At 57.6% G+C, this 23,278-nt stretch carries 20 protein-coding genes; 8 read left to right on the top strand and 12 right to left on the bottom strand.

The features are described 5' to 3' along the window. Window positions 1–61: 61 nt before the first annotated feature. The 7 genes from BUE15_RS04570 to BUE15_RS04540 all read right to left on the bottom strand — a co-directional run bounded on the left by BUE15_RS04570 (window position 62) and on the right by BUE15_RS04540 (window position 8,783). A complete protein-coding gene (locus tag BUE15_RS04570; protein ID WP_073281586.1) occupies window positions 62–637 on the bottom strand; it encodes a DUF4276 family protein in 576 nt (191 codons plus the stop codon). Next, a complete protein-coding gene (locus BUE15_RS04565) occupies window positions 630–1,850 on the bottom strand; it encodes an AAA family ATPase (RefSeq protein ID WP_073281584.1) in 1,221 nt (406 codons plus the stop codon). The genes BUE15_RS04570 and BUE15_RS04565 overlap by 8 nt, the downstream gene beginning before the upstream one ends. A 73-nt stretch (window positions 1,851–1,923) precedes the next feature. Further along, the gene (locus BUE15_RS04560; protein ID WP_073281582.1) at window positions 1,924–5,397 is read right to left on the bottom strand and encodes a methylmalonyl-CoA mutase family protein; all 3,474 of its coding nucleotides are present in this window, start codon (window positions 5,395–5,397) and stop codon (window positions 1,924–1,926) included. A 130-nt stretch (window positions 5,398–5,527) separates the two neighbouring features. Beyond that, the gene (locus BUE15_RS04555; RefSeq protein WP_073281579.1) at window positions 5,528–6,007 is read right to left on the bottom strand and encodes a hypothetical protein; all 480 of its coding nucleotides are present in this window, start codon (window positions 6,005–6,007) and stop codon (window positions 5,528–5,530) included. Between the two features lie 136 nt (window positions 6,008–6,143). After that, entirely contained in the window at window positions 6,144–6,995 is an 852-nt protein-coding gene (locus tag BUE15_RS04550; RefSeq protein ID WP_139252130.1) for a hypothetical protein, read from the bottom strand. 132 nt (window positions 6,996–7,127) lie between these two features. Then, a complete protein-coding gene (fdhA, locus tag BUE15_RS04545; protein WP_073281574.1) occupies window positions 7,128–8,321 on the bottom strand; it encodes a formaldehyde dehydrogenase, glutathione-independent in 1,194 nt (397 codons plus the stop codon). Window positions 8,322–8,375: 54 nt separating this feature from the next. Continuing rightward, complete coding sequence (locus BUE15_RS04540) at window positions 8,376–8,783, bottom strand: GlcG/HbpS family heme-binding protein (protein WP_073281572.1); 408 nt, start codon at window positions 8,781–8,783, stop codon at window positions 8,376–8,378. A 322-nt stretch (window positions 8,784–9,105) separates the two neighbouring features. On the opposite strand from BUE15_RS04540, the gene lepA reads away from it, so the two are divergent. The 7 genes from lepA to BUE15_RS04505 all read left to right on the top strand — a co-directional run bounded on the left by lepA (window position 9,106) and on the right by BUE15_RS04505 (window position 16,103). After that, a complete protein-coding gene (gene lepA, locus BUE15_RS04535; protein WP_073281569.1) occupies window positions 9,106–10,893 on the top strand; it encodes a translation elongation factor 4 in 1,788 nt (595 codons plus the stop codon). Between the two features lie 107 nt (window positions 10,894–11,000). After that, complete coding sequence (locus BUE15_RS04530; protein WP_073281567.1) at window positions 11,001–11,180, top strand: hypothetical protein; 180 nt, start codon at window positions 11,001–11,003, stop codon at window positions 11,178–11,180. Between the two features lie 13 nt (window positions 11,181–11,193). After that, on the top strand, window positions 11,194–12,105 hold the full coding sequence (locus BUE15_RS04525) for a bifunctional 5,10-methylenetetrahydrofolate dehydrogenase/5,10-methenyltetrahydrofolate cyclohydrolase (protein ID WP_073281565.1): 912 nt from the start codon (window positions 11,194–11,196) through the stop codon (window positions 12,103–12,105). Between the two features lie 212 nt (window positions 12,106–12,317). Further along, a complete protein-coding gene (locus BUE15_RS04520; RefSeq protein WP_084548844.1) occupies window positions 12,318–12,899 on the top strand; it encodes a 7-carboxy-7-deazaguanine synthase QueE in 582 nt (193 codons plus the stop codon). 11 nt (window positions 12,900–12,910) lie between these two features. Continuing rightward, a complete protein-coding gene (locus BUE15_RS04515) occupies window positions 12,911–14,854 on the top strand; it encodes an OmpA family protein (RefSeq protein ID WP_073281563.1) in 1,944 nt (647 codons plus the stop codon). A gap of 280 nt (window positions 14,855–15,134) precedes the next feature. Next, window positions 15,135–15,497, top strand: a complete 363-nt coding sequence (locus BUE15_RS04510) for a hypothetical protein (RefSeq protein ID WP_139252129.1) — start codon at window positions 15,135–15,137, stop codon at window positions 15,495–15,497. A 246-nt stretch (window positions 15,498–15,743) separates the two neighbouring features. After that, window positions 15,744–16,103, top strand: a complete 360-nt coding sequence (locus BUE15_RS04505) for a hypothetical protein (protein ID WP_073281560.1) — start codon at window positions 15,744–15,746, stop codon at window positions 16,101–16,103. A 73-nt stretch (window positions 16,104–16,176) separates the two neighbouring features. On the opposite strand, the gene BUE15_RS04500 is transcribed toward BUE15_RS04505, so the two are convergent. From BUE15_RS04500 to BUE15_RS04480, 5 genes are all read right to left on the bottom strand, one after another. After that, on the bottom strand, window positions 16,177–17,466 hold the full coding sequence (locus BUE15_RS04500) for a citrate synthase (RefSeq protein WP_073281558.1): 1,290 nt from the start codon (window positions 17,464–17,466) through the stop codon (window positions 16,177–16,179). Between the two features lie 232 nt (window positions 17,467–17,698). After that, complete coding sequence (gene mnmE / locus BUE15_RS04495) at window positions 17,699–19,090, bottom strand: tRNA uridine-5-carboxymethylaminomethyl(34) synthesis GTPase MnmE (protein ID WP_073281556.1); 1,392 nt, start codon at window positions 19,088–19,090, stop codon at window positions 17,699–17,701. A 102-nt stretch (window positions 19,091–19,192) separates the two neighbouring features. After that, window positions 19,193–19,852: a metal-dependent transcriptional regulator gene (locus tag BUE15_RS04490; protein ID WP_073281554.1), complete on the bottom strand. Its 660-nt coding sequence runs from the start codon at window positions 19,850–19,852 to the stop codon at window positions 19,193–19,195. A 142-nt stretch (window positions 19,853–19,994) separates the two neighbouring features. Then, window positions 19,995–21,005, bottom strand: a complete 1,011-nt coding sequence (locus BUE15_RS04485) for a 3-oxoacyl-ACP synthase III family protein (protein ID WP_073281553.1) — start codon at window positions 21,003–21,005, stop codon at window positions 19,995–19,997. A gap of 96 nt (window positions 21,006–21,101) precedes the next feature. Then, window positions 21,102–22,259, bottom strand: coding sequence for a glycosyltransferase (locus BUE15_RS04480; RefSeq protein WP_073281551.1), 1,158 nt, complete (start codon window positions 22,257–22,259; stop codon window positions 21,102–21,104). Between the two features lie 95 nt (window positions 22,260–22,354). Between BUE15_RS04480 and BUE15_RS04475 the strand changes: the two genes are divergently transcribed. Continuing rightward, window positions 22,355–23,179 (top strand): 2,3,4,5-tetrahydropyridine-2,6-dicarboxylate N-succinyltransferase, encoded by an 825-nt coding sequence (locus tag BUE15_RS04475; RefSeq protein WP_073281549.1) that lies wholly within the window; start codon window positions 22,355–22,357, stop codon window positions 23,177–23,179. Window positions 23,180–23,278: the final 99 nt, after the last annotated feature.

Genomic DNA, 23,278 nt, shown 5'->3' with positions numbered 1-23,278 from the left:
CCAACTCAAGGCAGATCACGAGTTATGGCTACGCCTGAACTCGCGCCAGTTCGGGGATAAACTAATATTTCTGGCCTGCCACAAATTTATGAAGCTGCTCAAAGGATTGACATTTGCTCTTCATAAGGTCTATAGATAGTTTTTCTGCAAGTACCTTATTATGCTTAGTGTTTAAGTATATCGTATTGTTTTCAGACTGCAATCGGACCATTTTTTCTAATGTTTCTTTCGGTGAAGTAACGCTTTCAGGACTTCCCTTGATTTTGGGTTTTGTTTTTAGATTAAAAATTTCTGCAATTCCGTCAGGGTCGCTAAGGAACCATCCTTCAATTTCTTCAATTGGAATGCAAATTAGTTGAGTGCAAATGGGGCTTTTTTCTAGCTTTTTTTCTAATTCGATGCGCAGATCGGTTAAATTATTTCTATCTAGGTCGTGTATAAGGATTAACATATCGCAGCCTCTTTTTTTTAGGTCAACAGCATATGCTGCTGCTTTTCGTTTCATTTTTCCACAACCATTTCCTATAGCTTTCTTAAAAGGGATGTTTTTATTGATTATTCTTTTGATTATTATTTTAGAACATTCAAAATCACTGTCGTCTTCAGCGATGATTCCTATGCACTTAATCTTACTCATTTTCAAAACCTCCTTCTTTCCAATATTCACCCAAATTTCCTGATTCTTCCAGATATTCTTTAAGTGCCTTGAAATCGTTTTTTGACAATGATTTTGTTAATGTCTCTGCAGTTGTTCCAGTTTCTCTTGTTTTTTTTACAAGTACGATATTTTCAGGAAGTAACTTATCTAATATATAATCAGAATGAGTGCTGACAAATATTTGCTTATTTTTCGACTGTATTTTTATTAATTCAATCACGCTGCTCAATAAGCCGTGATGCACGCAAACTTCGGGCTCTTCTATCAGAAGTAAGTCGCTGTCATCATTCATGATATAAAATATAAGGGCTAATGTTTTGAAAGTTCCCTCAGATAATTGGTTTGGAGATAAGCTTAAATTGTCTACTGTTATTGAGGGAACTACAATATTTTTAGTTTTTTCTATTTTTTGCATCTGTCCACCAGTTCTTACTTTATAAGAACTGCTAGGAACAGAATAGTCTAGGAAGGTTATGTCGTCTATTAATCCGATGCCATTTTTGTTGATAGTATTCAAATATCTTAGAAAAGCTTTCTTGTTGGTTTTAAATGATTTATAAAGATCATAAATAAAAAGATCATGTACTCCATTTTTGCGATATGGTCTTATTAATTTTGAATCTTCCAACTCAAGTGATATAGGGCACTTAGTAGGATCAGAAAACTGAGTTGCGCTATAATAACTTATTTTAGTGAGGTATTGAATTAGTTTAATGGCAAAAATATTATTTATATTATTGTCGGATCTTCGAGGTAAAAAATGTTCAATCTCCAGTTTTGAGAGATTTTTGTTTGTTTTATTTGCATAATCAACGAGTTCGTATAGTTCGTCGTCAATGCCGAGCCATTTATTGCCTGCAGTAGAAATATTTTTAATCTTTATTTCTGAAGAATAAATATCTTCAGTATTATTCTCGTTTGTTTCATAATATATGTCTGATTGTAAATTATACATTTCACCATCTATTTCAAGCTGCAGGGTTAATTTTGTATGAGATTGAGAGTCGGCCAGTTCTTTTCTGTGAAAATATCTATTTCTATTATTTTTCTTCAATAATTGCAGGCTATTCAAGATATTTGTTTTGCCTACACTATTGGCTCCAATGAGTGTTGTTAGATTAGTGTTAATATCAAATTTTGTTTTTATGCAAGACTTGTAATTGTTGATTTCAACTTTTTTTATTTTGATCATAAAAGAAAAATTAAGGAAGTGATGTTTAGCTGCAATATGTCATTATGCGGCTCAGTGAGGTAAACGGCTTAAGTTACATATTCCGGCGGTACTGCCCGCCCACCTCAAACAGGGCATTCGTAATCTGCCCGAGGGAGCAGAACTTCACGGTTTCCATGAGTTCCTCGAAGAGGTTGCCGTTGGCAATGGCTACTTGTTGCAGCTGCTTCAGGCGTTGCTCGGCGGTGCCTTCGTTGCGGGCGTGCAGGTTCTGAAGCATCGTGATTTGATACTGCTTTTCCTCTTCCGTGGCGCGGATAACCTCGGCGGGAACGATAGTAGGCGAGCCTTTCGAGGAAAGGAAGGTGTTCACGCCGATGATGGGATACTCGCCCGTGTGCTTGAGCATCTCGTAGTGCATGCTTTCCTCCTGAATTTTGCCGCGCTGGTACATGGTTTCCATGGCGCCCAGCACGCCGCCCCGCTCGGTGATGCGGTCGAATTCGGTGAGTACGGCTTCCTCTACCAGGTCGGTCAGCTCCTCAATGATGAAGGAGCCCTGCAGCGGGTTTTCGTTTTTGGCCAGGCCTAGCTCCCGGTTGATGATGAGCTGGATGGCCATGGCCCGGCGCACCGATTCCTCGGTGGGCGTGGTAATGGCCTCATCGTAGGCGTTGGTGTGCAGGGAGTTGCAGTTGTCGTAGATGGCGTAGAGGGCCTGCAACGTGGTGCGGATATCGTTGAAGTCGATTTCCTGGGCGTGTAGGCTCCGGCCGCTGGTCTGGATGTGGTACTTCAACATCTGCGAGCGGGCATTGGCGCCGTACTTCAGCTTCATGGCCTTGGCCCAGATGCGGCGCGCCACGCGGCCTATCACGGCGTACTCCGGGTCGATGCCGTTGGAGAAGAAGAACGAGAGGTTGGGGGCGAAGTCGTTCACGTCCATGCCCCGGCTCACGTAGTACTCCACGAAGGTGAAGCCGTTGCTGAGGGTGAGGGCCAGCTGGGTAATGGGGTTGGCCCCGGCCTCGGCAATGTGGTAGCCGGAAATCGACACCGAGTAGAAGTTGCGAACCTTCTCCTTGATGAAGTACTCCTGCACGTCGCCCATGAGGCGCAGGGCAAACTCCGTGGAGAAGATGCAGGTGTTCTGGGCCTGGTCTTCCTTGAGGATGTCGGCCTGCACGGTGCCGCGCACCTGGCTGAGCGTGCGCGCCTTGATGGTGGCGTACACGTCGGCGGGCAGCACCTGGTCGCCGGTTACGCCGAGCAGCATGAGGCCCAGGCCATCGTTGCCGGCGGGCAGCTCGCCCTGGTAGCAGGGGCGCGCCAGCCCTTTCTCCTGGTAGATTTGGTTGATCTTGGCGTCAACCTCCGCTTCGAGGCCCTGCTCTTTAATGTACAGCTCGCACTGTTGGTCGATGGCCGCGTTCATGAAGAAGGCCGCCAGCGTAGCCGCCGGACCGTTAATGGTCATCGATACCGACGTGGTGGGGTTGGCCAGGTTGAAGCCCGAGTAGAGCTTCTTGGCGTCGTCGAGGCAGGCAATGCTTACGCCGGCGTTGCCGATTTTGCCGTAGATGTCGGGCCGCAGGTCGGGGTCTTCGCCGTAGAGCGTTACGGAGTCGAAAGCTGTGCTCAGGCGCTTGGCCGGCAGGCCCGCCGATACGTAGTGGAAGCGGCGGTTGGTACGCTCGGGGCCACCTTCACCGGCAAACATACGGGTAGGGTCTTCGCCTTCGCGCTTGAAGGGGAATACGCCGGCGGTATAAGGGAATTCGCCGGGTACGTTTTCCTGCAGCTGCCAGCGCAGCAGGTCGCCCCACGCGGTGTAGCGGGGGAGGCTCACCTTCGGAATCTGCTGATTGCTGAGGCTGGTGGTGTGCGTCTGGATGCGGATTTCCTTGTCGCGCACCTTAAAGATGAACTCGGGGGCTTTGTAGGCGGCTACCTTCTGCGGCCAGGTCTCCAGGAGCTTCCAATTTTGCCCGTCCAGACGGAGCTTGATTTCCTGGAAGGTGCTCTCCAGGCCGGCCACGAGGCTTCCTGCTCCGGGTGCGTGGCTGCCGTGCCCGCTGCCAGGTTCGCCAGCGGCGTTTCCGAGGCTTTCGACGGCTCCGATGGCTTGCTTGATTCCATAGAGCTGCTGAGCAGTGTCAGCTTGTTTTTGAACCCACTGGTCATACTGGCGGTTGGTTTCGGCTATTTCAGAAAGGTAACGCGTGCGGTGCGGCGGAATGATATACACTTTCTCCGACTGCTCGGCGGAGGTTTCGAGGTGGGAGGCAAAGGCCGCGCCCGTCTTGGCTTCTACGGTGGCCAGTACGGTCCGGTACAGGCGGTTCATGCCGGGGTCGTTGAACTGCGAGGCGATGGTACCGAACACGGGCATCTCGTCCAGGGGCTTGTCCCAGAGCTGGTGGTTGCGCTGGTACTGCTTGCGCACGTCGCGCAGGGCGTCCAGGGCGCCGCGCTTGTCGAACTTGTTGAGGGCAATGACGTCGGCGAAATCGAGCATGTCGATTTTCTCCAGCTGGGTGGCCGCGCCGTACTCGGGCGTCATTACATAGAGGCTGGCGTCGGAGTGCTCAATGATTTCGGTGTCTGACTGGCCGATACCCGAGGTTTCGAGGATGATCAGGTCGAAGTCGGCGGCGCGCACCACGTCCACGGCGTCCTGCACGTACTTGCTCAGGGCCAGGTTGCTCTGGCGCGTGGCCAGGCTGCGCATGTACACCCGCGGCGAGTTGATGGCGTTCATCCGGATTCGGTCGCCGAGCAGGGCACCGCCGGTTTTGCGCTTGCTGGGGTCTACGGAAATGATGGCAATGGTCTTCTCCGGAAAATCGAGCAGAAAACGGCGCACCAGCTCATCTACCAATGACGACTTACCCGCACCGCCCGTGCCCGTGATACCCAGAATAGGCGCTTTCTTGGGTTCCGAGGAAGCAGCATTTATACGCTGGTCAGAGCCAAACTCAGCTTGCTGGAAGCTAGCAATTAGTTGGCCTTTTACGCGCTCAAACTCCTCGGGGAAGTTCTCAGCGGCGGAAATCAGGCGGCCGATGCTGCGGGCGTCTTTCTCCTTTACGTGACCAGCCTCCCCATTCAGGTTCTGGCCGGTGGGGAAGTCTGACTTCTGGAGCAGGTCGTTGATCATGCCCTGCAGGCCCATGGCGCGGCCGTGGTCGGGGGAGTAGATGCGGGTGATGCCGTAGGCTTCCAGGTCTTCGATTTCGGTGGGCAGAATGACGCCGCCGCCGCCGCCGAAAATTTTCACGTGGCCGGCGCCGCGCTCCTTCAGCAGGTCAAACATGTACTTGAAGTACTCGTTGTGGCCGCCCTGGTAGGAGGTAATGGCAATGGCCTGGGCATCTTCCTGAATAGCGCAGTCCACGATTTCCTGCACCGAGCGGTTGTGGCCCAGGTGAATAACTTCGGCGCCGCTGCTCTGGATGATGCGGCGCATGATATTGATGGCGGCGTCGTGCCCGTCAAACAGGGCGGCCGCCGTCACGATGCGGATATGGTTCTGGGGCTTATAGGGAGCTGCAGGAGCTACTGACATAGCGCGGAAATTTGGTGGGATTTGGGGTAGCGAAGGTACGAAAAAAGCCCCGGCGGGCGAGCCGAGGGATATTTAGGTCGGCGCAAGGCAGAACAGCCGGTAATGCTTTCCGGCCCGATAGGCGCTGACTCTACAGATAGCTATTGAGCGGCACATCGAGTTGGGAAGCCATATTTTGGGCAAATGCTGCTGCTTTTTGCGCCTCCTGTGCCGGGAAGGTTTTCAGCACCACACCTGTCCGGGAGCCGGCCACCGACAGCAGCGTGACAATTTCCCTTGTTGGCGGGCGACTGTCGTTCCACATTCCCCAGCTGGTGTCGGAGGGTGAGGGGTTGTTGGCGTAAGAAAAGGGTTTGATTGTGAGGCCTACAATGGCAGGAAGAGGTTTCCAGCGCCCGACAGCGTAGCCCAGCAGACTATAATATGTGCGGTAGGCTCTGCGGGTCGGGTGTAGTTCGATACCTGAGTACACCATTCTGGCCACCACAAGGCCGGGAACAGCCAGGCAGGCGGCTGTGACAGGGGAGGAGCCCGCCAGTACTGCCACCACAAACACGGTGGAGGGAAGCACGAATTTGAGCGGGGCCAGTGGCGTTTTGGTGAGCTGCATGGGCGTGGAGTAGCAGGTATGGCGCCGGAAAGCCACCAGTGCTTTAAGCTGCTTAGCGGCCGAAGTGCTAACCTACGTGCCGGCCGCAAATCCGAAGGTAAGGCTCAGGCGGCGGCCAGTGAAAAGCCAGGCGAGGCTACCCGAAGGAAACACCGCCGGCCAGCCCCAGCCGCCAGACCAGCAAGGCCCCGCCCACTAGCAGCAGCAGGCCAGTAGCCAGGCGTGTGCGGCTGGGACTTTCGATGGTATGCTCAAACGACTCGTTGATGCAGGCCATGTAGAGCGGCCCCAGCAAGAGCAGCATGGCCACATAGCGCAACTGCTCGGTAAGGGTTTGGGTAGGCCAGTGCAGCAGCAGCAGTAGCGCGCTGCCCGCCAGCCACGGCACCAGCACCGCCGACACCAGCAGCTGCCGCCGGTTGTGGTACTGCATCATCGTGATGGAGTCGTGGCTCTGTAGAAATAGCATGGCGGCCAGGTAGCCCAGCACCATCTGCAGCATAGCGGCCAGCAGCGCCACCACCACGTTCAGGGCATTGCCGGCCCTGAACAGCCAGCTGGGCACGTACCAGGTGCCGGTTTGCGTGAGCGTGTCGGCGGCCAGCGCGCCCAGGGAGAGGTTGCAGGCATGCAGCATCACCCAAAACAGAAACAGCTTCAGCAGGCCCCGGCGTAGGCGGGCCCATTTCCAGAACAGCCACAGTGCCCCGATACCCAGCCCCAGGCAGACCACCGGCCCGGCGCCGTATACGGCCAGCACCGCCGCCTGCCACCATTCCGAGTCGGCCATGCGGAACTGCAGACGGCCCAGCTGCCACGTGCCCCGAATCCCGAGCTGCGCGGCCACGCTCAGCGTAGATACCTGAAAAACGGCCTGCACAAGCAGATACGCCAGCAGGTAAAGAGCCGTAGCATTCACGGCCACAACGGAGGCTTTGCCAGATTCTGAGGAGAAGAGGAGGGAGGCGCGGGTAGAGTTTGATTCCATAGATGCAAGCTGGGATGGCCGAAAGTAGTGATTGGCAAGCACAACCCCCAGCCCGGCACCACCCCCCGAACACGCCACCGCCGGACTACCCGTGGGCGGTCCGGCGGTGGGTTCCCGAAATTCGCGGCGTTGCTAGGCCGGAATCAGGTTGTGCGGATTGATGACGAACTTCTTGGCCACCCCACTGTCAAACTCAGCGTAGCCTTCCGGGGCCTGGTCGAGGGTGATAATCTCGACGTTGACAGCTTTGGCAATCTGCACCTTATCGTACAGAATGGCCTGCATCAGCTGGCGGTTGTAGCTCATCACGGGCGTCTGGCCGGTATGGAAGGAGTGGCTTTTGGCCCAGCCCAACCCAAAGCGAATAGACAGATTGCCGGTTTTGGCCGCTTTTTCTTTGGCGCCGGGGTCATCGGTCACGTACAGGCCCGGAATGCCAATGGAGCCCCCCGCCCGCGTGATTTCCATCAGCGAGTTGAGCACCGCGGCGGGTACTTCGGTTTTGGCCTGCGTGCCGTGTCCGCTGGCCTCAAAGCCCACGCAGTCGATGGCGCAGTCGATTTCGGGTACCCCCAGGATGTTGGCAATCTGGTCAGACAGGGTAGCGTCTTCGTTCAAATCCACGGTTTCGCAGCCGAACGAGCGGGCGTGCGCCAGCCGGGCTTTGTTCATGTCCCCCACAATCACCACGGCCGCGCCCAGCAGCAGCGCCGAGGCTGCCGCTGCCAGGCCTACGGGGCCGGCTCCGGCCACGTACACCGTAGTGCCGGGGCCCACGCCAGCCTTCACGGCCCCATGAAAGCCCGTCGGGAAAATGTCGCTCAGCATCGTCAGGTCCCGGATTTTCTCCATCGCCTGGTCTTTGTTCGGGAACTTGAGCAGGTTGAAATCGGCGTAGGGCACCATCACATACTCCGCCTGGCCGCCGACCCAGCCTCCCATGTCCACGTAGCCATAGGCCCCGCCAGCGCGGCCTTCGTTCACGGTCAGGCAAATGCCGGTTTTCATCTCCTTGCAGGTGCGGCACCGCCCGCAGGCAACGTTAAACGGCACCGATACCAGGTCACCTTTTTTGAGAAACTCCACGTCGGCCCCGGTGTCAATGACTTCCCCGGTTATCTCGTGGCCCAGCACCAGGCCGGCCGGCGCCGTGGTCCGGCCGCGCACCATGTGCTGGTCGGAGCCGCAGATGTTGGTGGAAACCACCTTCAGAATTACACCGTGGGTTATTTTCTTGCCCTTGGGGTTTTTCAGCTCCGGAAAGTCGATGCTTTGCACCTCCACCTTGCCGGGGCCCAGGTACACTACGCCTCTGTTGCTAGCCATACTATTTTGAGGGTTATGGGTGAATACAATGAGTAGAAGCCGGGCTCCGGCTGGCTACCGGCCGGCCAGGGCCTGCACGCCGGCTTCGGCCACGGTATGGTCGTCTTCCACAGTGCTGCCCGACACGCCGATGGCCCCGATGATCCGGCCCTGCGCATCTTTAATCGGGATGCCGCCCGGAAACGTGATGAGCCCGCCATTGGAATGCTCGATGTTGTAGAGCGAGCCGCCCGGCTGCGAGAGGCCCCCGATAGCGCCGGTCGGCATGTCGAAGAAGCGCGCCGTTTTAGCCTTCTTGATGGAAATGTCCAAAGAGCCCAGCCAGGCGTCATCCATGCGTATAAACGCCGTAAGGTTTGCCCCGGCGTCTACCACGGCAATGTTCATTTTCACGCCCATTTCAATGGACTTCTGCTGCGCGGCCTGCACGGCAGCCTGGGCTTGTTCGAGGGTGATGCTCATGGTAGGGTTGGGGGTTAGAAAGCACAAAAGGATACTCTCAACAACGCAAAACACCGCTTCGCAGCCAACCCTAGCTGCACAGTTGCGACAATACATGCCGTATTTGCGACGATAGTGTGGGTGCTTCTCACTCAGTGCCAACGCGCTTAGCCAACAGGGCCTGCTCTGTGTCGCGCAGCAGGTACGCGCGGCCCGGCAGCAGCGGGGGAGAGGGCGCTGGAGATGCGGCGGGAACGGGCATTCCATTGGCAGGTGCTGCCGGGCTTCGTTAGCTTTTCCGGCCCTCGTTTCGTACCTTCGCCCTCGGAAAAAACCGCCTCTAGTGAAGAACATCCGCAATTTCTGCATCATTGCTCACATCGACCACGGCAAGAGCACCTTGGCCGACCGCCTGCTGGAATTTACCAGCACCGTGGCCAAGCGCGACATGCAAGCCCAGCTGCTCGACAACATGGACCTGGAGCGGGAGCGGGGCATCACCATCAAGAGCCACGCCATCCAGATGCAGTATCAGTACAAGGGCGAGCAGTACACGCTCAACCTGATTGATACGCCCGGCCACGTCGATTTCAGCTACGAGGTATCCCGCTCCATTGCCGCCTGCGAAGGCGCGCTGCTGATTGTGGACTCGTCGCAGGGAATTGAAGCCCAGACGATTTCCAACCTCTACCTGGCCATCGGCTCCGACCTGACCATCATTCCGGTACTCAACAAAATTGACCTGCCCCACTCCATGCCGGAGGAGGTTTCGGACGAAATTGTGGACCTTATTGGCTGCGAACGGGACGAAATCATTCCGGCTTCCGGCAAATCAGGTATCGGTATTGAAGCCATTCTGAATGCCATCTGTGAGCGGATTCCCGCGCCCCAGGGCGACCCGGAAGCCCCGCTGCAGGCCCTCATCTTCGACTCCGTATTCAACTCTTACCGCGGTATCGAAGTGCTGTTCCGCATCAAGAACGGCACCATGCGCAAAGGCGACAAGCTGCGCTTTATGGCCACGGGCAAGGAGTACGGCGCCGACGAAATCGGTATTCTGGGCCTCAACCAGGAGCCGCGCCCCGAAATCGGGGCCGGCAACGTAGGCTACCTTATTTCCGGTATCAAGGAAGCGCGCGAAGTGAAAGTAGGCGACACTATCACGCACGTGGCGCGGCCTACTACCGAAGCCATTCAGGGTTTCGAGGACGTGAAGCCGATGGTATTCGCCGGTATCTACCCCGTTGATACCACTGAGTACGAGGAATTGCGCTCCTGCATGGAGAAGCTGCAGTTGAACGATGCCTCTTTGGTGTGGGAGCCCGAAACGTCGGTGGCGCTGGGCTTCGGCTTCCGCTGCGGTTTCCTGGGCATGCTGCACATGGAAATTGTGCAGGAACGCCTGGAGCGGGAGTTCAACATGACGGTGATTACCACCGTACCCTCGGTGCAGTTCCACGCTACCGGCACCAAAGACCAACTGCTGACCATCAACGCCCCGAGCGAAATGCCGGAGCCGAACCTGATCAAGCACATCGAAGAACCCTACATCAAGGCCCAGATTATCACGGCGGCCGACTACGTAGGGCCCATCATCACGCTGTGCATGGACAAGCGCGGCATCATCAAGGGCCAGAGCTACCTGACCAGTGAGCGGGTGGAGCTGACGTTTGAGCTGCCGCTGTCGGAAATCGTGTTCGACTTCTTCGATAAGCTCAAAACCATCAGCCGCGGCTACGCTTCGCTGGACTACGAGCTGATCGGCTTCCGCGAGTCGGACATGGTGAAGCTGGACGTGATGCTGAACGGGGAGAAGGTGGACGCTTTGTCGGCCATCGTGCACCGCTCCAAGAGCTACGACTGGGGCCGCCGCCTCTGCGAAAAGCTCCGGGAGCTGCTGCCCCGCCAGCAGTTCGAAATTGCCATTCAGGCCTCCATCGGTCAGAAAATCATTGCCCGCGAGACCGTAAAGGCCCTGCGCAAAAACGTAATTGCCAAGTGCTACGGCGGCGACATCAGCCGCAAGCGCAAGCTGCTCGAAAAGCAGAAGGAAGGCAAAAAACGGATGCGTCAGGTGGGCTCCGTAGAGATACCACAAGAGGCCTTCCTGGCCGTATTGAAAATCGACTGATGCGTGAAACGCGGCTCCGAAAGAGCCGCGTTTTTTTTTGCCCTATTCCTGCTTTTTTCACCTCATACACTTCTTGACACGGCGTGATATGATCATTCATCAACCCAATGCCAGATAACCTCACCAAGAACTGCACGAGCCACGAACAGCTGGAAAAAATCATCAAAGGACAGGAGCGTAAGTTCCGGTGGCGCGACGACTGGCCCACGATGGAAGCCGCCCTGCAGGCCGCGGGTGCCGCCGCTATTGCTGCTCATGCCGCAAAGAAAACCTCAGACCAAGCCTAAACCCATTCTCCTTATGACCACTGCCCCCGACGCCACTACCTACCGCCTCATCGACGGCAAGCAAACCGCCGAGGCCATTAAAGAGGAAATTGCTGCTGAAGTAGCCGAGCGCAAAGCTGCCGGCCAGAAGGTGCCTCATTTGGCGGCCATACTGGTGGGGCACGACGGGGGCTCGGAAACATACGTGCGCAACAAAGTGCTGGCTTGTGAGCGGGTAGGATTTGAAAGCACCATGCTGCGCTATGAAGACACCATTACGGAGGCCGAACTGCTGGCCAAAGTGGCGGAGCTGAACCAGGACGACAACATCGACGGTTTCATTGTGCAGCTCCCGCTGCCGCGCCACATCGATACCAATAAGGTGATAGAAGCGCTGCGCCCGGAGAAAGACGTAGACGGTTTCCACCCCATGAATATCGGCCGGATGGTGGCCGGGCTGCCTGCCTTGCTGCCTGCCACGCCCTCGGGTATAGTGGAGCTACTGCGCCGCTATGAGCTGACTACTGACGGGAAGCATTGCGTGGTTATCGGGCGCAGCAACATTGTGGGTACGCCGGTTAGCATTCTGCTTGCTAAGAACTTAGAGCCCGGCAACTGTACGGTTACTTTATGTCATTCCCGTACCCAGGACCTGGCCGACATTACCCGTACGGCCGACATTCTGGTAGCGGCGCTGGGCCGGCCGGGCTTCGTAACGGCCGACATGGTGAAGCCTGGGGCTGTGGTGATTGACGTAGGCACTACCCGGGTAGACGACCCGGCCAAGAAATCGGGCTGGGCGCTGAAAGGCGACGTAAGCTTCGAGGAAGTAGCGCCGAAAGCATCGTACATCACACCGGTGCCGGGTGGGGTAGGCCCCATGACCATTGCCATGCTGCTGCTGAACACATTGCGGACCGCAAAAGGCGAAGTGTATCCGCGCTAGAATCCAATAAAAACCCCCTCAGGCTTTTGAATTTCGGGGCGTTGTACTAATTTTAAAGTCGGGCCGATGGATAAGAAGCTGCAAATCTGAGAATTTGCAGTGCCTGCCATCAGCCCGGCTTTACCTGTTTTAATACCGTTTTGCTGCACTCACTTCCTCTTGTGTCGGCCGCCTCTGCTGCTGCTGAGGTACCGGCCCCCGCGCTGCCCCTGATGGAGCACTTTTACACCATTCAGGGCGAGGGATACAACACAGGCCGCGCTGCCTATTTCATTCGCCTGGGCGGCTGCGACGTAGGCTGCGTATGGTGCGACGTGAAGGAATCCTGGGACGCCGAAAAGCACCCCCGCGTCGCTGTTTCCGACCTCGTGGCACTGGCCACGGCTCATATCGGCCGCAATGTGGTAATTACCGGCGGCGAGCCGCTCATGTACAACCTCGGGCCCCTCACGCAGGCGCTGCACGCGGCCGGCTGCCAGAACTGGATAGAAACGTCCGGGGCCTATCCGCTTACTGGCGGGTGGGACTGGATCTGCGTATCGCCCAAGAAGTTTAAGGCACCGCTGCCCGAAACCCTGCGCCATGCCCACGAGCTGAAGATTGTGGTATTCAACAAGTCGGATTTTGCCTGGGCCGAGGAGCATGCAGCGCAGGTAGGGCCGGAGTGCCGCTTGTATCTGCAGCCCGAGTGGAGCAAGGCCCCGCAGATGATGCCGCTGATTGTTGAGTATGTGAAAAACAATCCGAAGTGGCAGGTGTCGTTACAGACTCACAAATTCCTTGATATTCCGTAGGATTCCGCTCTATGCGCCGATTACTGTCTGTTGTACCGCTGCTGGCCTGTGTGCTGCTGCCCCTGAGCGGAACCGCTCAGACCACGCTGGCTACGGCCAACACCAAAGCCCGCAGCTTATGGGAAAAAGCCCAGACGCAGGCAAAAGAGCGCAACTTCGACAAGGCCATTGAAACCCTGACGGTTCTTAACCAGAAGTTTCCTTCGCTGGGGGAGCCGCACGTGCTGCGCGGCTCTCTGCTGAAGGCAATGGGCGAAAACCGGGCGGCGTTTGAAGCATACCGCGCCGGCCTGGCCAAACTCCCTGCCGACCCCAACCGCGCCACCGACTACTACACGCTCGGCGAGCTGGCCATGAGCTTTGGCGAATACCAGACGGCCACCGACAGCTACAAGCGCCTCTTGAAATCCGGCGGACCCAAAGCACAGCGCTTTGCTCCTCGGGCGCAGCGCCAGCTGCTCAACTGTGAGTTTGCCCTAAAGGCAATGGCCGCACCCATCGGCGTGCAGCCCGAGCGAATGAGCGCGCCGCTGAACACCTTCCGGTTCCAGTACTTCCCGGCTCTCACCGCTGACAACCGCTTCCTGTTGTTCACCGGGCGTCCCAGCTCAGAAAGCGGGGAGGACCTGTTCGTGTCGAAAATGAACAAGGACGGCACCGTCGGCGACCCGGCTTCCATCTCGCCGTTTATCAACACGCCGTACAACGAAGGGGCCGGCACGATTTCCGGTGATGGCAAAACGCTGGTGTTTGCTTCCTGCGACCGGCCCAATTCGGTGGGCAACTGCGACCTGTACATTTCGCGCCGGACCGGCAACAACTGGAGCAAGCCCCAGAACCTGGGCCGGGCCGTTAACTCGGTAGAGTGGGATTCGCAGCCGACTCTTTCCGCCGATGGACGCACACTGTACTTCACGTCTACGCGGCGGGGCGGGCAGGGGCAGGAAGACATCTACGTGACAACGCTCGATGCCAACGGCAACTGGACGCCCGCCCGCAACCTGGGCCGCCCCGTCAACACCCCCGGCAAAGACATGGCGCCCTTCATTCATGCCAGCGGCACCACGCTCTACTACGTCACGGATGGCTTGGTAGGCATGGGCGGGCTCGATGTGTACCGCTGCGAGATGCAGAGCGCTACTGCCTGGACGGAACCGCAAAATCTGGGATATCCGCTTAATACACACGAGAATGAGGCCTCGCTCTTCATCTCCTCCGATAACCGCCGCGGCTTCTGTTCCCGCTCCCGGGCCGCCGAGCCGGGCGTACGCAAAGAGCAGGACCGGCCCGTGGAGCTATTCACATTCGAGGTGCCCCAGCAGGTTCGTTCGCGCGAAACCAGCACCTACACGCAGGGGCGGGTATTCGATGCCGTAACCAAAAAGCCCATCAAGGCCGAGGTGCAGATCTACGACCTCAACACCGATGAACTGACGCAGTCCGTGACATCTGACTCGGAGAACGGCGACTATACGATAGTGCTGAACGAAGGCCGCCAGTACGCCATGTACGCTGCCGCCGACAAGTACCTGATGAAGAGTCTGAGCTTCGACTACAGCGACAAACGGACCTTCGACCCGCTCACGCTCGATATCTATCTGGAGCCTGTGCGCTCCGGCCGGAGCATCGTGCTCAACAACCTGTTTTTCGATACCAAGGAGTACGAGCTAAAGCCAAAGTCGCGCACTGAGCTAAACCGGTTGGTTGGCTTCATGAAGCAGTATCCGGATGTGCAGGTCGAAATCAGCGGCCACACCGATGATGTCGGCTCCGATGACGACAATCTGGCCTTGTCGCAGAACCGGGCCAAATCGGTCTACACCTATCTGGTGAGCCAGAGGGTGCCGGCTACCCGCTTGCGCTTCAGAGGCTACGGCGAAAACAAGCCCCTCGTGCCGAATGATACCGACGCCCACCGGCAGCAAAACCGGCGCATTGAGTTGCGCATTTTGTAGCGGTATAGCAGGGGAGGAGCACCTCATACCAGACCCGGCAGCGCAAGCTGCCGGGTTTTTATTTGCCCAATTTCTGGTTTTTTAGAAGAGTGCAACAGGTTGAAAAAGAGTGTGATAAAGAGAATAAGAAAAATATATTATTAAAATAATTATAAAATTTATTTGTTTTATTAAATTATATAATTTACATTTGATTATCCGGAAGGAAGATGCTCACCCCCCTCCCACTGGCTTCGCTGAATTCCAACTTTCATTTTTCACTCTCCAACCTTTCCCTGTTATGAAGAAAGTTCTTCTCCTCGCTGGTTTGGCCCTGGCCGTAGTTTCTGCTGCTCACGCCAAGTCAGGCGGTGCTGGTACCGCTCAGGCCCGGGCTACCGCTCTTACCCGCATCCAGGCTACCAAAGCCCGCCTCGACGAGGGTCAGTATCTGAAAGTGAAGCAGCTCAACATCCGCATGTTCTCGGAAATGGAGGACCTCAAGGTTCGGTTTGCTGCTGACCCGGCTATCCTCGACGAGCGTCTGGCCGTAGCCCAGGTACGCTACGAAATCGAGTTGACGGCCATCATGCGCCCCGCACAGCTGGCTATGTTCCAGGAGTCGCGCAACTCCATGACGGCCCTGAGCGCTCCGGCTCATTAAAGGACCCACGCACAAGCGCACAAAAAAAGCCTGCACTCTGCAGGCTTTTTTTGTGCGCTTGTGCGTGGGTCCACAGATTATGGAAACAAGGATATAATGCGCGTTTAGTACAGGTATTTGCAATATATATTGATAGATTATGAATATATGCTATATTGATGATGGTAATAGTGCCAACCTGATAATCCAGGATGGGATGTGCGGGTTGGTGAATGGCTTTTCCAAAGCCTTTAAAATTCCCGCTTTATGAAAAACGTCTCCGCTTTCTTCTTTTTCCTGGTAATGCTGGCCGGCTATGTGGCTACGGCCGATTCCGGCGACCAGAACGAGCTATCCGCTCGGTCCACGCAGCTCACGCGCCGGATGGCCCTCAGAACGCCCCTAAACGAAGGCCAGTACATGAAGGTGCGCCAGCTCAATATGCGGCTGCTCGCCGAAGTGCCGGCAGCGCAAGCGCAGTTTTCCGGTGATGCGGCGGCTCTGGACAAGCAGCTGGCCGAAGTGCAGGCCCGCTACGAATGGGACCTGGCTACTATACTCTGGCCGCGTCAAATGCAGGCTTACACCCAGGCCAAGGCAGATCTGATGGCCTTCGGCAACCGCTAGGAGGTAGCTCGTTGGTAAAACAAAAAGCCCGCTCTAGGCAGAGCGGGCTTTTTGTTTGCCTGATGCAGGAAGACTACTTGCGGTTTTCGATGCTTACGTAGTCGCGCTCCAGTTCGCCGGTGTAGATCTGGCGCGGACGGCCAATCGGCTCTTTGTTTTCGCGCATCTCTTTCCACTGGGCAATCCAGCCGGGCAGACGGCCCAGCGCAAACATCACCGTGAACATTTCGGTTGGGATGCCGATAGCGCGGTAGATGATGCCGGAGTAGAAGTCAACGTTCGGATACAGCTTGCGCTCAACGAAATACTGGTCGGTGAGAGCGGCCTGCTCCAGCTCCTGCGCGATTTTCAGCAGCGGGTCATCAATGCCGAGTGCGGCCAGCACTTCGTCGGCTGCCTTCTTGATGATTTTCGCGCGCGGGTCGAAGTTCTTGTACACGCGGTGGCCGAAGCCCATGAGACGGAACGAGTCGTTCTTGTCTTTGGCTTTGGCAATGAACTTGCTGGTGTCGCCACCATCGGCCTGGATGGCCTGCAGCATCTCCAGGACCTCCTGGTTGGCACCACCGTGCAGCGGGCCCCACAGTGCATTGATACCAGCCGAAACCGAGCCATAGAGCGACGCATTGGCCGAGCCTACCAGACGCACAGTAGAGGTAGAGCAGTTCTGCTCGTGGTCGGCGTGCAGAATCAGCAGCTTGTTGAGGGCGCTGACAATCCGGGGGTCAATGTCATACTTCTCCGTGGGGAAGCTGAACATCATGTACAGGAAGTTCGAGCAGAAGTCGAGGTCGTTGCGCGGATAGTTCAGCGGGTGACCCATGTTGTTCTTGTACGTCCAGGCCGCGATGGTTGGCATCTTGGCCATCAGACGAATCACATTCAGGTCGATTTCTTCCTTGCTCAGGTCCGGCGACACGCTCTCGGGGTAGAAAGCCGTGAGCGAGCAGATCAGGCTGCTCAGAATGGCCATGGGGTGAGCTGCCGACGGGAAACCGTCGAAAATCTTGCGCACATCCTCGTGTACCAGCGTGTGCTTGGTAATCTGGTGGCTGAAGTTTTCGAGTTGCTCCTGCGTGGGCAGAGCGCCATAAATCAGCAGGTAAGCTACTTCCAGGAAGCTGGACTTCTCGGCGAGTTGCTCAATTGGATAGCCGCGGTAGCGCAGAATACCTTCTTCGCCGTCGAGGAACGTGATGGCGCTTTTGGTGGCACCCGTGTTCTTGTAGCCCGAGTCGAGGGTTACGTAGCCCGTCTGGTCGCGCAACTTTCCGATATCGAAGGCTTTTTCGTGCTCGGTGCCTTCAACGACGGGCAGGGTGTAGGATTTCCCGTCGAGGATCAATTCAGCAGACTCTGCCATATGAGAGAATTAGAGGGTGGTTCGGAGGCGAAGCTAAAGAATTACCGGCAAGCCGGAAAGCCTCTGGCTGGTTTGTGTACTGCTACTACAAACCGCCCCCAAGGGTTGTTTGAGAAAGAATGTAGCTACAAAGAAAAGCAGTCCGGCAAAAAACGCGGCACGCATCGGCGGATTTAATCTGTAATTAATTCCGGTGCCAGCGAAAATTCGCGCTCAAGCGCTGCTGCAGCGCTTATTTACCGATGCAGAACTGAGTGAAGATGCTGGTCAGCAAATCATCGGAAGAAATTTCACCGGTGATTTCGCCCAATGCCGCCAGAGCGTGCCGTAAGTCGGCGGCCAGCAGCTCGGTACCGGCTCCGGTAGCCAGCCCGGTCAGCACCGCATTGAGGGCGAGTGTGGCTGCTTCCAGGCTGCGTGCGTGCCGCAGGTTGGTCACGACGGTGCTGCTGCCGAGGCGGTCGAGGCCTTCGCCGCGGACGCGAAGCAGCAGGGCTTCCTGTAGTTCGTCGAGGCCGTCGCCGCGGCTGGCGGCTATCAGCACGGTGTCGGGCCGGGTGCGGAACGCGTCGAGTTCCTGGTCGGAAGCGGTGTCGAGCTTGTTGCCGACAGCCAGCACCGGCACCTGCGCGGGTAGCTGTAGGGCTTGAATTTCTTCTTCAAGTAGAGTAGGGGTAGTGCTCGTAATATCAAACAGATATACGACCAAAGCCGCCTGCTGTACGCGCTTCATGGTACGCTCTACGCCAATGGATTCTACCACGTCGGTGGTTTCGCGCAGGCCGGCCGTGTCCACAAACCGGAAGCGGATACCGTCAAGGCTGACTTCATCCTCAATCAGGTCGCGGGTGGTGCCGGCCACCGCCGATACGATGGCGCGCTCCTCATTGAGCAGCGCGTTGAGCAGCGTACTCTTGCCCGCGTTGGGCCGACCGGCAATAACCGTCGTGACGCCGTTCTTGATGACATTGCCCAGCTCGAAGGAGCGGAGCAGACGGCGTACCAGCGCCTGTACTTCCTGCAGCAGGGCCACCAGCCCGGTCCGGTCGGCAAATTCCACGTCTTCCTCGCCGAAGTCCAGCTCCAGCTCCAGGAGCGCCGCAAACTGTACCAGCCGTCCCCGCAGGTCCTTCAGCTCCCGTGAAAAGCCGCCGCGCATCTGCTGCATGGCTACCTGGTGCGAAAGCTGCGAGTCGGCGGCAATCAGGTCGGCTACAGCTTCGGCCTGGGCCAGGTCGAAGGCGCCGTGCAGGAAGGCGCGCTTGGTAAACTCGCCGGCTTCCGCCAGCCGGGCGCCGCGCCGCGTGAACAGCAGCAGCAGCTCCTGCACAATGTAGTCGGAGCCGTGGCAGCTGATTTCCACCACATCCTCGCGGGTGTAGGAGTGCGGCCCACGAAACAGGGAAACGACTACCTCGTCCAGAATCCGGTTGTCGTCGCGGATGGTGCCGTAGTGCAGCGTGTGGCCCGGCTGGTCGCGTAGCTGCTTGCCGGCAAATACGGCATCGGCCAGGGCAATGGCTTCGGGACCCGAGAGGCGCAGTACCGCAATGGCACCCGCGCCGGGCGGGGTCGACAGCGCCACAATGGTGTCGGAAAGAGCGGGAGGAAAGGCGAGGGCCACAGGCGAGGAAACAGATTGAGAATAGAAAAGTACGGGTTGCAGACTTGCTGCCGCTCCCTCCGGCTACGGGTCGGGAAACGCCCGTCAGCCATTGGCCGGCAGCTACCCCGCTACAAACAGGTTGCGGCTGGCTTCCGCAGAAAGCATGGTAGTTGTCTGCTGATTTATCCTGATTTCAAGGGAATTATCGAACTCAATCTTATCCAGAACTTCAATGTGGGAGCCTAGCTTGAGGCCAGCCTTGTCGAGGTACTGCAGAAACGTGACGGACGTGTTCTTGACGGCAACAACCGGCCCTTTGTCGCCGGGCTGCAGGTCGGCGACCAGCCGGTTCTGGGGGCGCAGCATAGCCCCATCCTCGGTCGGAATAGGGTCGCCGTGCGGGTCGAGGCGTGGGAAACCCAGGAACTCGTCGAGGCGCCGCACGAGCAGCGGCGAGTCGATGTGTTCCATCTGCTCGGCCACATCATGCACCTCGTCCCACTTAAAGCCGAGCTTCTGCACCAGAAACACTTCCCACAGGCGGTGCTTGCGGATGGTGAGCAGGGCCAGCTGCCGGCCTTCCAGCGTGAGCGACACCCCCCGGTAGCGCTGGTAATGCAGCAACCCTTTTTCGCCGAGGCGGCGCAGCATATCCGTGACGGAGGCCGGCCGCGTCTGCAGGGCTTCCGCAATGCTGTTGGTGCTTACCTCTGAGCCCGGCGCGGCTTCCGCCAGCTTGTACACGGCTTTCAGATAATTCTCCTCGGTGAAACTCGGCATTTGGTAGGGTTAGGGCCCAAAATTAGGAATTCTGAATTGCCAGAACGCAGACCCGGCGTCTGTAGCCAGGGGCGTAAAAAAAGAGACCAGCCTTGCCGGCCGGCCTCTTTTTCAGTTGTCTGACAGACGAAGGGCAGAATAACTACCACTTAATCAGGGCGGAGGCCCAGGTGAAGCCGGAGCCGAAAGCGGCCAGGCATACCAGGTCGCCGCGCTTGATGCGGCCTTCCTGCAGCGCCTCGCTCAGCGCAATGGGCACGCTGGCGGCTGTGGTATTGCCGTAGCGCTGAATATTGCTGTACACTTTGTCGTCGCTGAGGCCCATTTTCTGCTGCACAAACTGCGTGATGCGCAGGTTGGCCTGGTGCGGAATCAGCATGTTGAGGTCCTGGGGCTGGTAGCCGTTCTGGTCCAGCGCTTCTTTGATGACCTGCGGGAAACGCACTACGGCGTGCTTGAACACGTTCTGGCCGTTCATGATGGGGTACATGTCCAGCTCGTTGGCCACCACGTATTCCACGCGTTTGTTGCGGTTCGAGCCGGGCTCCTTCACGATAAGCTCCTCGGCGTGCTCGCCCTGCGCGTGCAGGTGCGTGCTCAGAATGCCGTGGCCTTCGCGGGTGCTGGGCCGGAGCACTACCGCGCCCGCGCCATCCCCGAAGATAACCGACACGTTCCGGCCGCGAGTACTGATGTCGAGGCCGGACGAGTGGATTTCGGAGCCAACTACCAGCACCGTATCGTACATGCCCGTCTTCACGAACTGGTCAGCCATCGACAGCGCATACACGAAGCCGGAGCACTGGTTTCGCACGTCGAAGGCCGGAATAGGGGCTGTAATACCCAGCTCGCGCTGCAGCAGCACGCCGGAACCCGGGAAAAAGTAGTCCGGCGACAACGTGGCAAACACAATCATCTGCACGTCGTCGGGCGTGAGGCCGGCCATTTCCAGGGCCTTGCGGGCCGCATTGGCGCCCATGTTGGCGGTAGTGTCTTTGCCTTCCTCAAACCAACGCCGCTCCCGGATGCCGGTGCGCTCCTGAATCCACTCGTCGGTGGTTTCCATTAGTTTGGTGAGGTCTTCGTTGGTTACGACCCGCTCGGGGACGTAGTGGCCGACGCCGGCAATTTCAGAATGTCGGAGAGTAGACATGAGGAGAAGGGAATTAGGCAGAGAAACGGCGCAAAAGGTGCTGAAAGTACTAAAAAGTAGGCTGCTGACTCTCTAACGGCCGGCAAAGGTCGGCAGTTACCGGATAGAATCCACTACGGCCTCCAATTTTATGGCTTCCGACTGCCAGAGGGCCTCCGCTGGAATACCGCGTGGGTAGTATAGCCGCTGGCTGAGCGTAGCAAGCGCCGCGGCAGGCGGATACTCAGGCTGCGCAAAATCGAAGGCGAAACCGGCCTCATGAAGCAGGACCCGCTGCTGCCACCGAGGATTGGGGGAAAACAGCAGGGGCAGGCCGTGCGCCAGGTATTCAAATAGCTTGGTAGGAATGCAATGCGCTGAGCTGGGGTGCGGGCGGTAGGGCAGCAGCCCTAAGTCGCTACGCTGAATTTCAGCCACAATTTCGGCGTGCGGAACCAGTTGGGCGCCGCCGCGCAGCGTCACGGCGCCGGCCGCCTGGGCCACAGCGGCCTGCAGGCGCTCCAGCAGGCCGGGTTGCTGGCAGGTGCCGATAATGGTGAGGTGGGCCAGAGGCCAAGCTGTGCGCAGGTGCTGCACGAAGCGGATAGCCTCCCACACGCCGTTCAGCTCCGAAATGGTGCCGGAGTATAGCAGCCGTAGCGGCTCATTGGGGGCAGGCAGTTGCCGGGGCTTTGCCGGCAGCACCTCACCGGGCTGGGGCTGATACTTGTTTTCCAGCACCACCGTGTGCGCCGGCTGCGCGAAGGGCAACTCGTCGGCGTAGCTGCGCTCGGCCAGCAGCACCTTGCTGGCGCGCCGCGCGGCCAGCGTTTCGAGGGCCCGCACTGCGCCAGCCAGCAAACCGCGCAGCCAGGCGGGGTACACCTGCTGCGTCCGGATATTGAGGGCGTAGTTTTCGCGCACATCATACAGAAAGCGCCGGCCGGGCCGCAGGGCCTGCCACAGCAGCGTGAGCGGCAGCAGCTCCGGCGCGTGTACGACCACCAATTGTGGCTGCAGCCGGCCCAGCAATGCCCAGTAGCGGGCCTGGGCCTGCAGCCGCGCCCAGCTTAGGCGGCTGCCGTGCAGCAGCGCATGCGTGTGCAGGTTAGCGGGAGCCCCATGTGGGGGCGGGGCCAGCCGGCCCGCTACGTGCACCGTCGTGTCCGGCCGCCCGGACAGGGTGCGCCCGAACTTCCCGAACATGCGGGTATCGTCGAGGGGCTTGAGCACCGAGGCGAGTAAAATGACGGTTGGGGACGGCAGATGCGGCATTGTGGCAGCGAAGATGGTAAGTTTGTGCTTGCTCTGCGGCTTCCCGCGCTTCGGCCGGAGGCAATGAAGAGCCTGCACACCTTTACTCATAGAACATGACCGACCTGCAACAAACCATCGAAGCGGCCTGGAACGACCGGAGCCTGCTGCAGCAAGCTGCTACCACTGAGGCTATTCAGTACGTAATTGAGGAACTGGACAAAGGCCGCCTGCGTGTGGCTCAGCCCGCCACCGACCGGGAAGGCGGCTGGCTGGTGAATGACTGGGTGAAAAAAGCTGTCATCCTGTATTTCCCCATCCGCCAGATGGAAACCATTGAGGTCGGCCCCTTCGAGTTCCGCGACAAAATGCGCCTCAAAACCGACTACGAGCAGCAGGGCGTGCGGGTAGTGCCGCCGGCCGTGGCCCGCTACGGCGCCTATCTGGCTCCCGGCGTCATCATGATGCCGAGCTACGTGAACATCGGAGCCTGGGTGGGCGAAGGCACGATGGTTGATACCTGGGCCACGGTAGGCTCCTGCGCCCAGATTGGGGCGGGCGTGCACCTGAGCGGCGGCGTAGGTATTGGAGGCGTGCTCGAGCCGGTGCAGGCCGCGCCGGTTATCATCGAAGATGGGGCCTTTGTGGGTTCGCGCAGCATTCTGGTGGAGGGCTGCTTTGTAGGCAAAGAAGCCGTTATCGGGGCGGGCGTGACCATCACGGGCAGCACCAAAATCATTGATGTGACGGGCAGCCAGCCGGTGGAGTACAAAGGCACGGTGCCGGCCCGCTCGGTGGTAATTCCGGGCTCCTATACCAAGCAGTTTGCGGCCGGCGAGTACCAGGTGCCCTGCGCCCTCATCATTGGGCAGCGCAAACCCAGCACCGACCTCAAAACCAGCCTCAACGACGCCCTGCGCGAGCATAGCGTGGCAGTATAATTTCTTGGGTAACACGTGACAGGTGAGTAGTGACAGGTCGATGATGCCTCCTACGTGTCCCTGTCCTCATTGCTTTCCTTACCCAGTATCCAGTCTTTG

It is taken from the genome of Hymenobacter psychrotolerans DSM 18569, assembly GCF_900142395.1.
Classification (GTDB): Bacteria; Bacteroidota; Bacteroidia; order Cytophagales; family Hymenobacteraceae; genus Hymenobacter; species Hymenobacter psychrotolerans.
The sequence above is the reverse complement of the archived record's forward strand: the minus strand, read 5'-3'. Positions and strand labels throughout refer to the sequence as shown.

Coding starts and splice junctions, on each gene's coding strand:
- BUE15_RS04530 (WP_073281567.1), top strand. CDS start 11,001: ATGCCAGATAACCTCACCAAGAACTGCACGAGCCACGAACAGCTGGAA.
- BUE15_RS04525 (WP_073281565.1), top strand. CDS start 11,194: ATGACCACTGCCCCCGACGCCACTACCTACCGCCTCATCGACGGCAAG.
- BUE15_RS04550 (WP_139252130.1), bottom strand. CDS start 6,995: ATGGAATCAAACTCTACCCGCGCCTCCCTCCTCTTCTCCTCAGAATCT.
- BUE15_RS04520 (WP_084548844.1), top strand. CDS start 12,318: ATGGAGCACTTTTACACCATTCAGGGCGAGGGATACAACACAGGCCGC.
- BUE15_RS04500 (WP_073281558.1), bottom strand. CDS start 17,466: ATGGCAGAGTCTGCTGAATTGATCCTCGACGGGAAATCCTACACCCTG.
- BUE15_RS04570 (WP_073281586.1), bottom strand. CDS start 637: ATGAGTAAGATTAAGTGCATAGGAATCATCGCTGAAGACGACAGTGAT.
- BUE15_RS04490 (WP_073281554.1), bottom strand. CDS start 19,852: ATGCCGAGTTTCACCGAGGAGAATTATCTGAAAGCCGTGTACAAGCTG.
- BUE15_RS04485 (WP_073281553.1), bottom strand. CDS start 21,005: ATGTCTACTCTCCGACATTCTGAAATTGCCGGCGTCGGCCACTACGTC.
- BUE15_RS04555 (WP_073281579.1), bottom strand. CDS start 6,007: ATGCAGCTCACCAAAACGCCACTGGCCCCGCTCAAATTCGTGCTTCCC.
- BUE15_RS04505 (WP_073281560.1), top strand. CDS start 15,744: ATGAAAAACGTCTCCGCTTTCTTCTTTTTCCTGGTAATGCTGGCCGGC.
- BUE15_RS04565 (WP_073281584.1), bottom strand. CDS start 1,850: ATGATCAAAATAAAAAAAGTTGAAATCAACAATTACAAGTCTTGCATA.
- BUE15_RS04480 (WP_073281551.1), bottom strand. CDS start 22,259: ATGCCGCATCTGCCGTCCCCAACCGTCATTTTACTCGCCTCGGTGCTC.
- BUE15_RS04475 (WP_073281549.1), top strand. CDS start 22,355: ATGACCGACCTGCAACAAACCATCGAAGCGGCCTGGAACGACCGGAGC.
- BUE15_RS04540 (WP_073281572.1), bottom strand. CDS start 8,783: ATGAGCATCACCCTCGAACAAGCCCAGGCTGCCGTGCAGGCCGCGCAG.
- BUE15_RS04510 (WP_139252129.1), top strand. CDS start 15,135: ATGAAGAAAGTTCTTCTCCTCGCTGGTTTGGCCCTGGCCGTAGTTTCT.
- BUE15_RS04515 (WP_073281563.1), top strand. CDS start 12,911: ATGCGCCGATTACTGTCTGTTGTACCGCTGCTGGCCTGTGTGCTGCTG.
- fdhA (WP_073281574.1), bottom strand. CDS start 8,321: ATGGCTAGCAACAGAGGCGTAGTGTACCTGGGCCCCGGCAAGGTGGAG.
- BUE15_RS04560 (WP_073281582.1), bottom strand. CDS start 5,397: ATGTCAGTAGCTCCTGCAGCTCCCTATAAGCCCCAGAACCATATCCGC.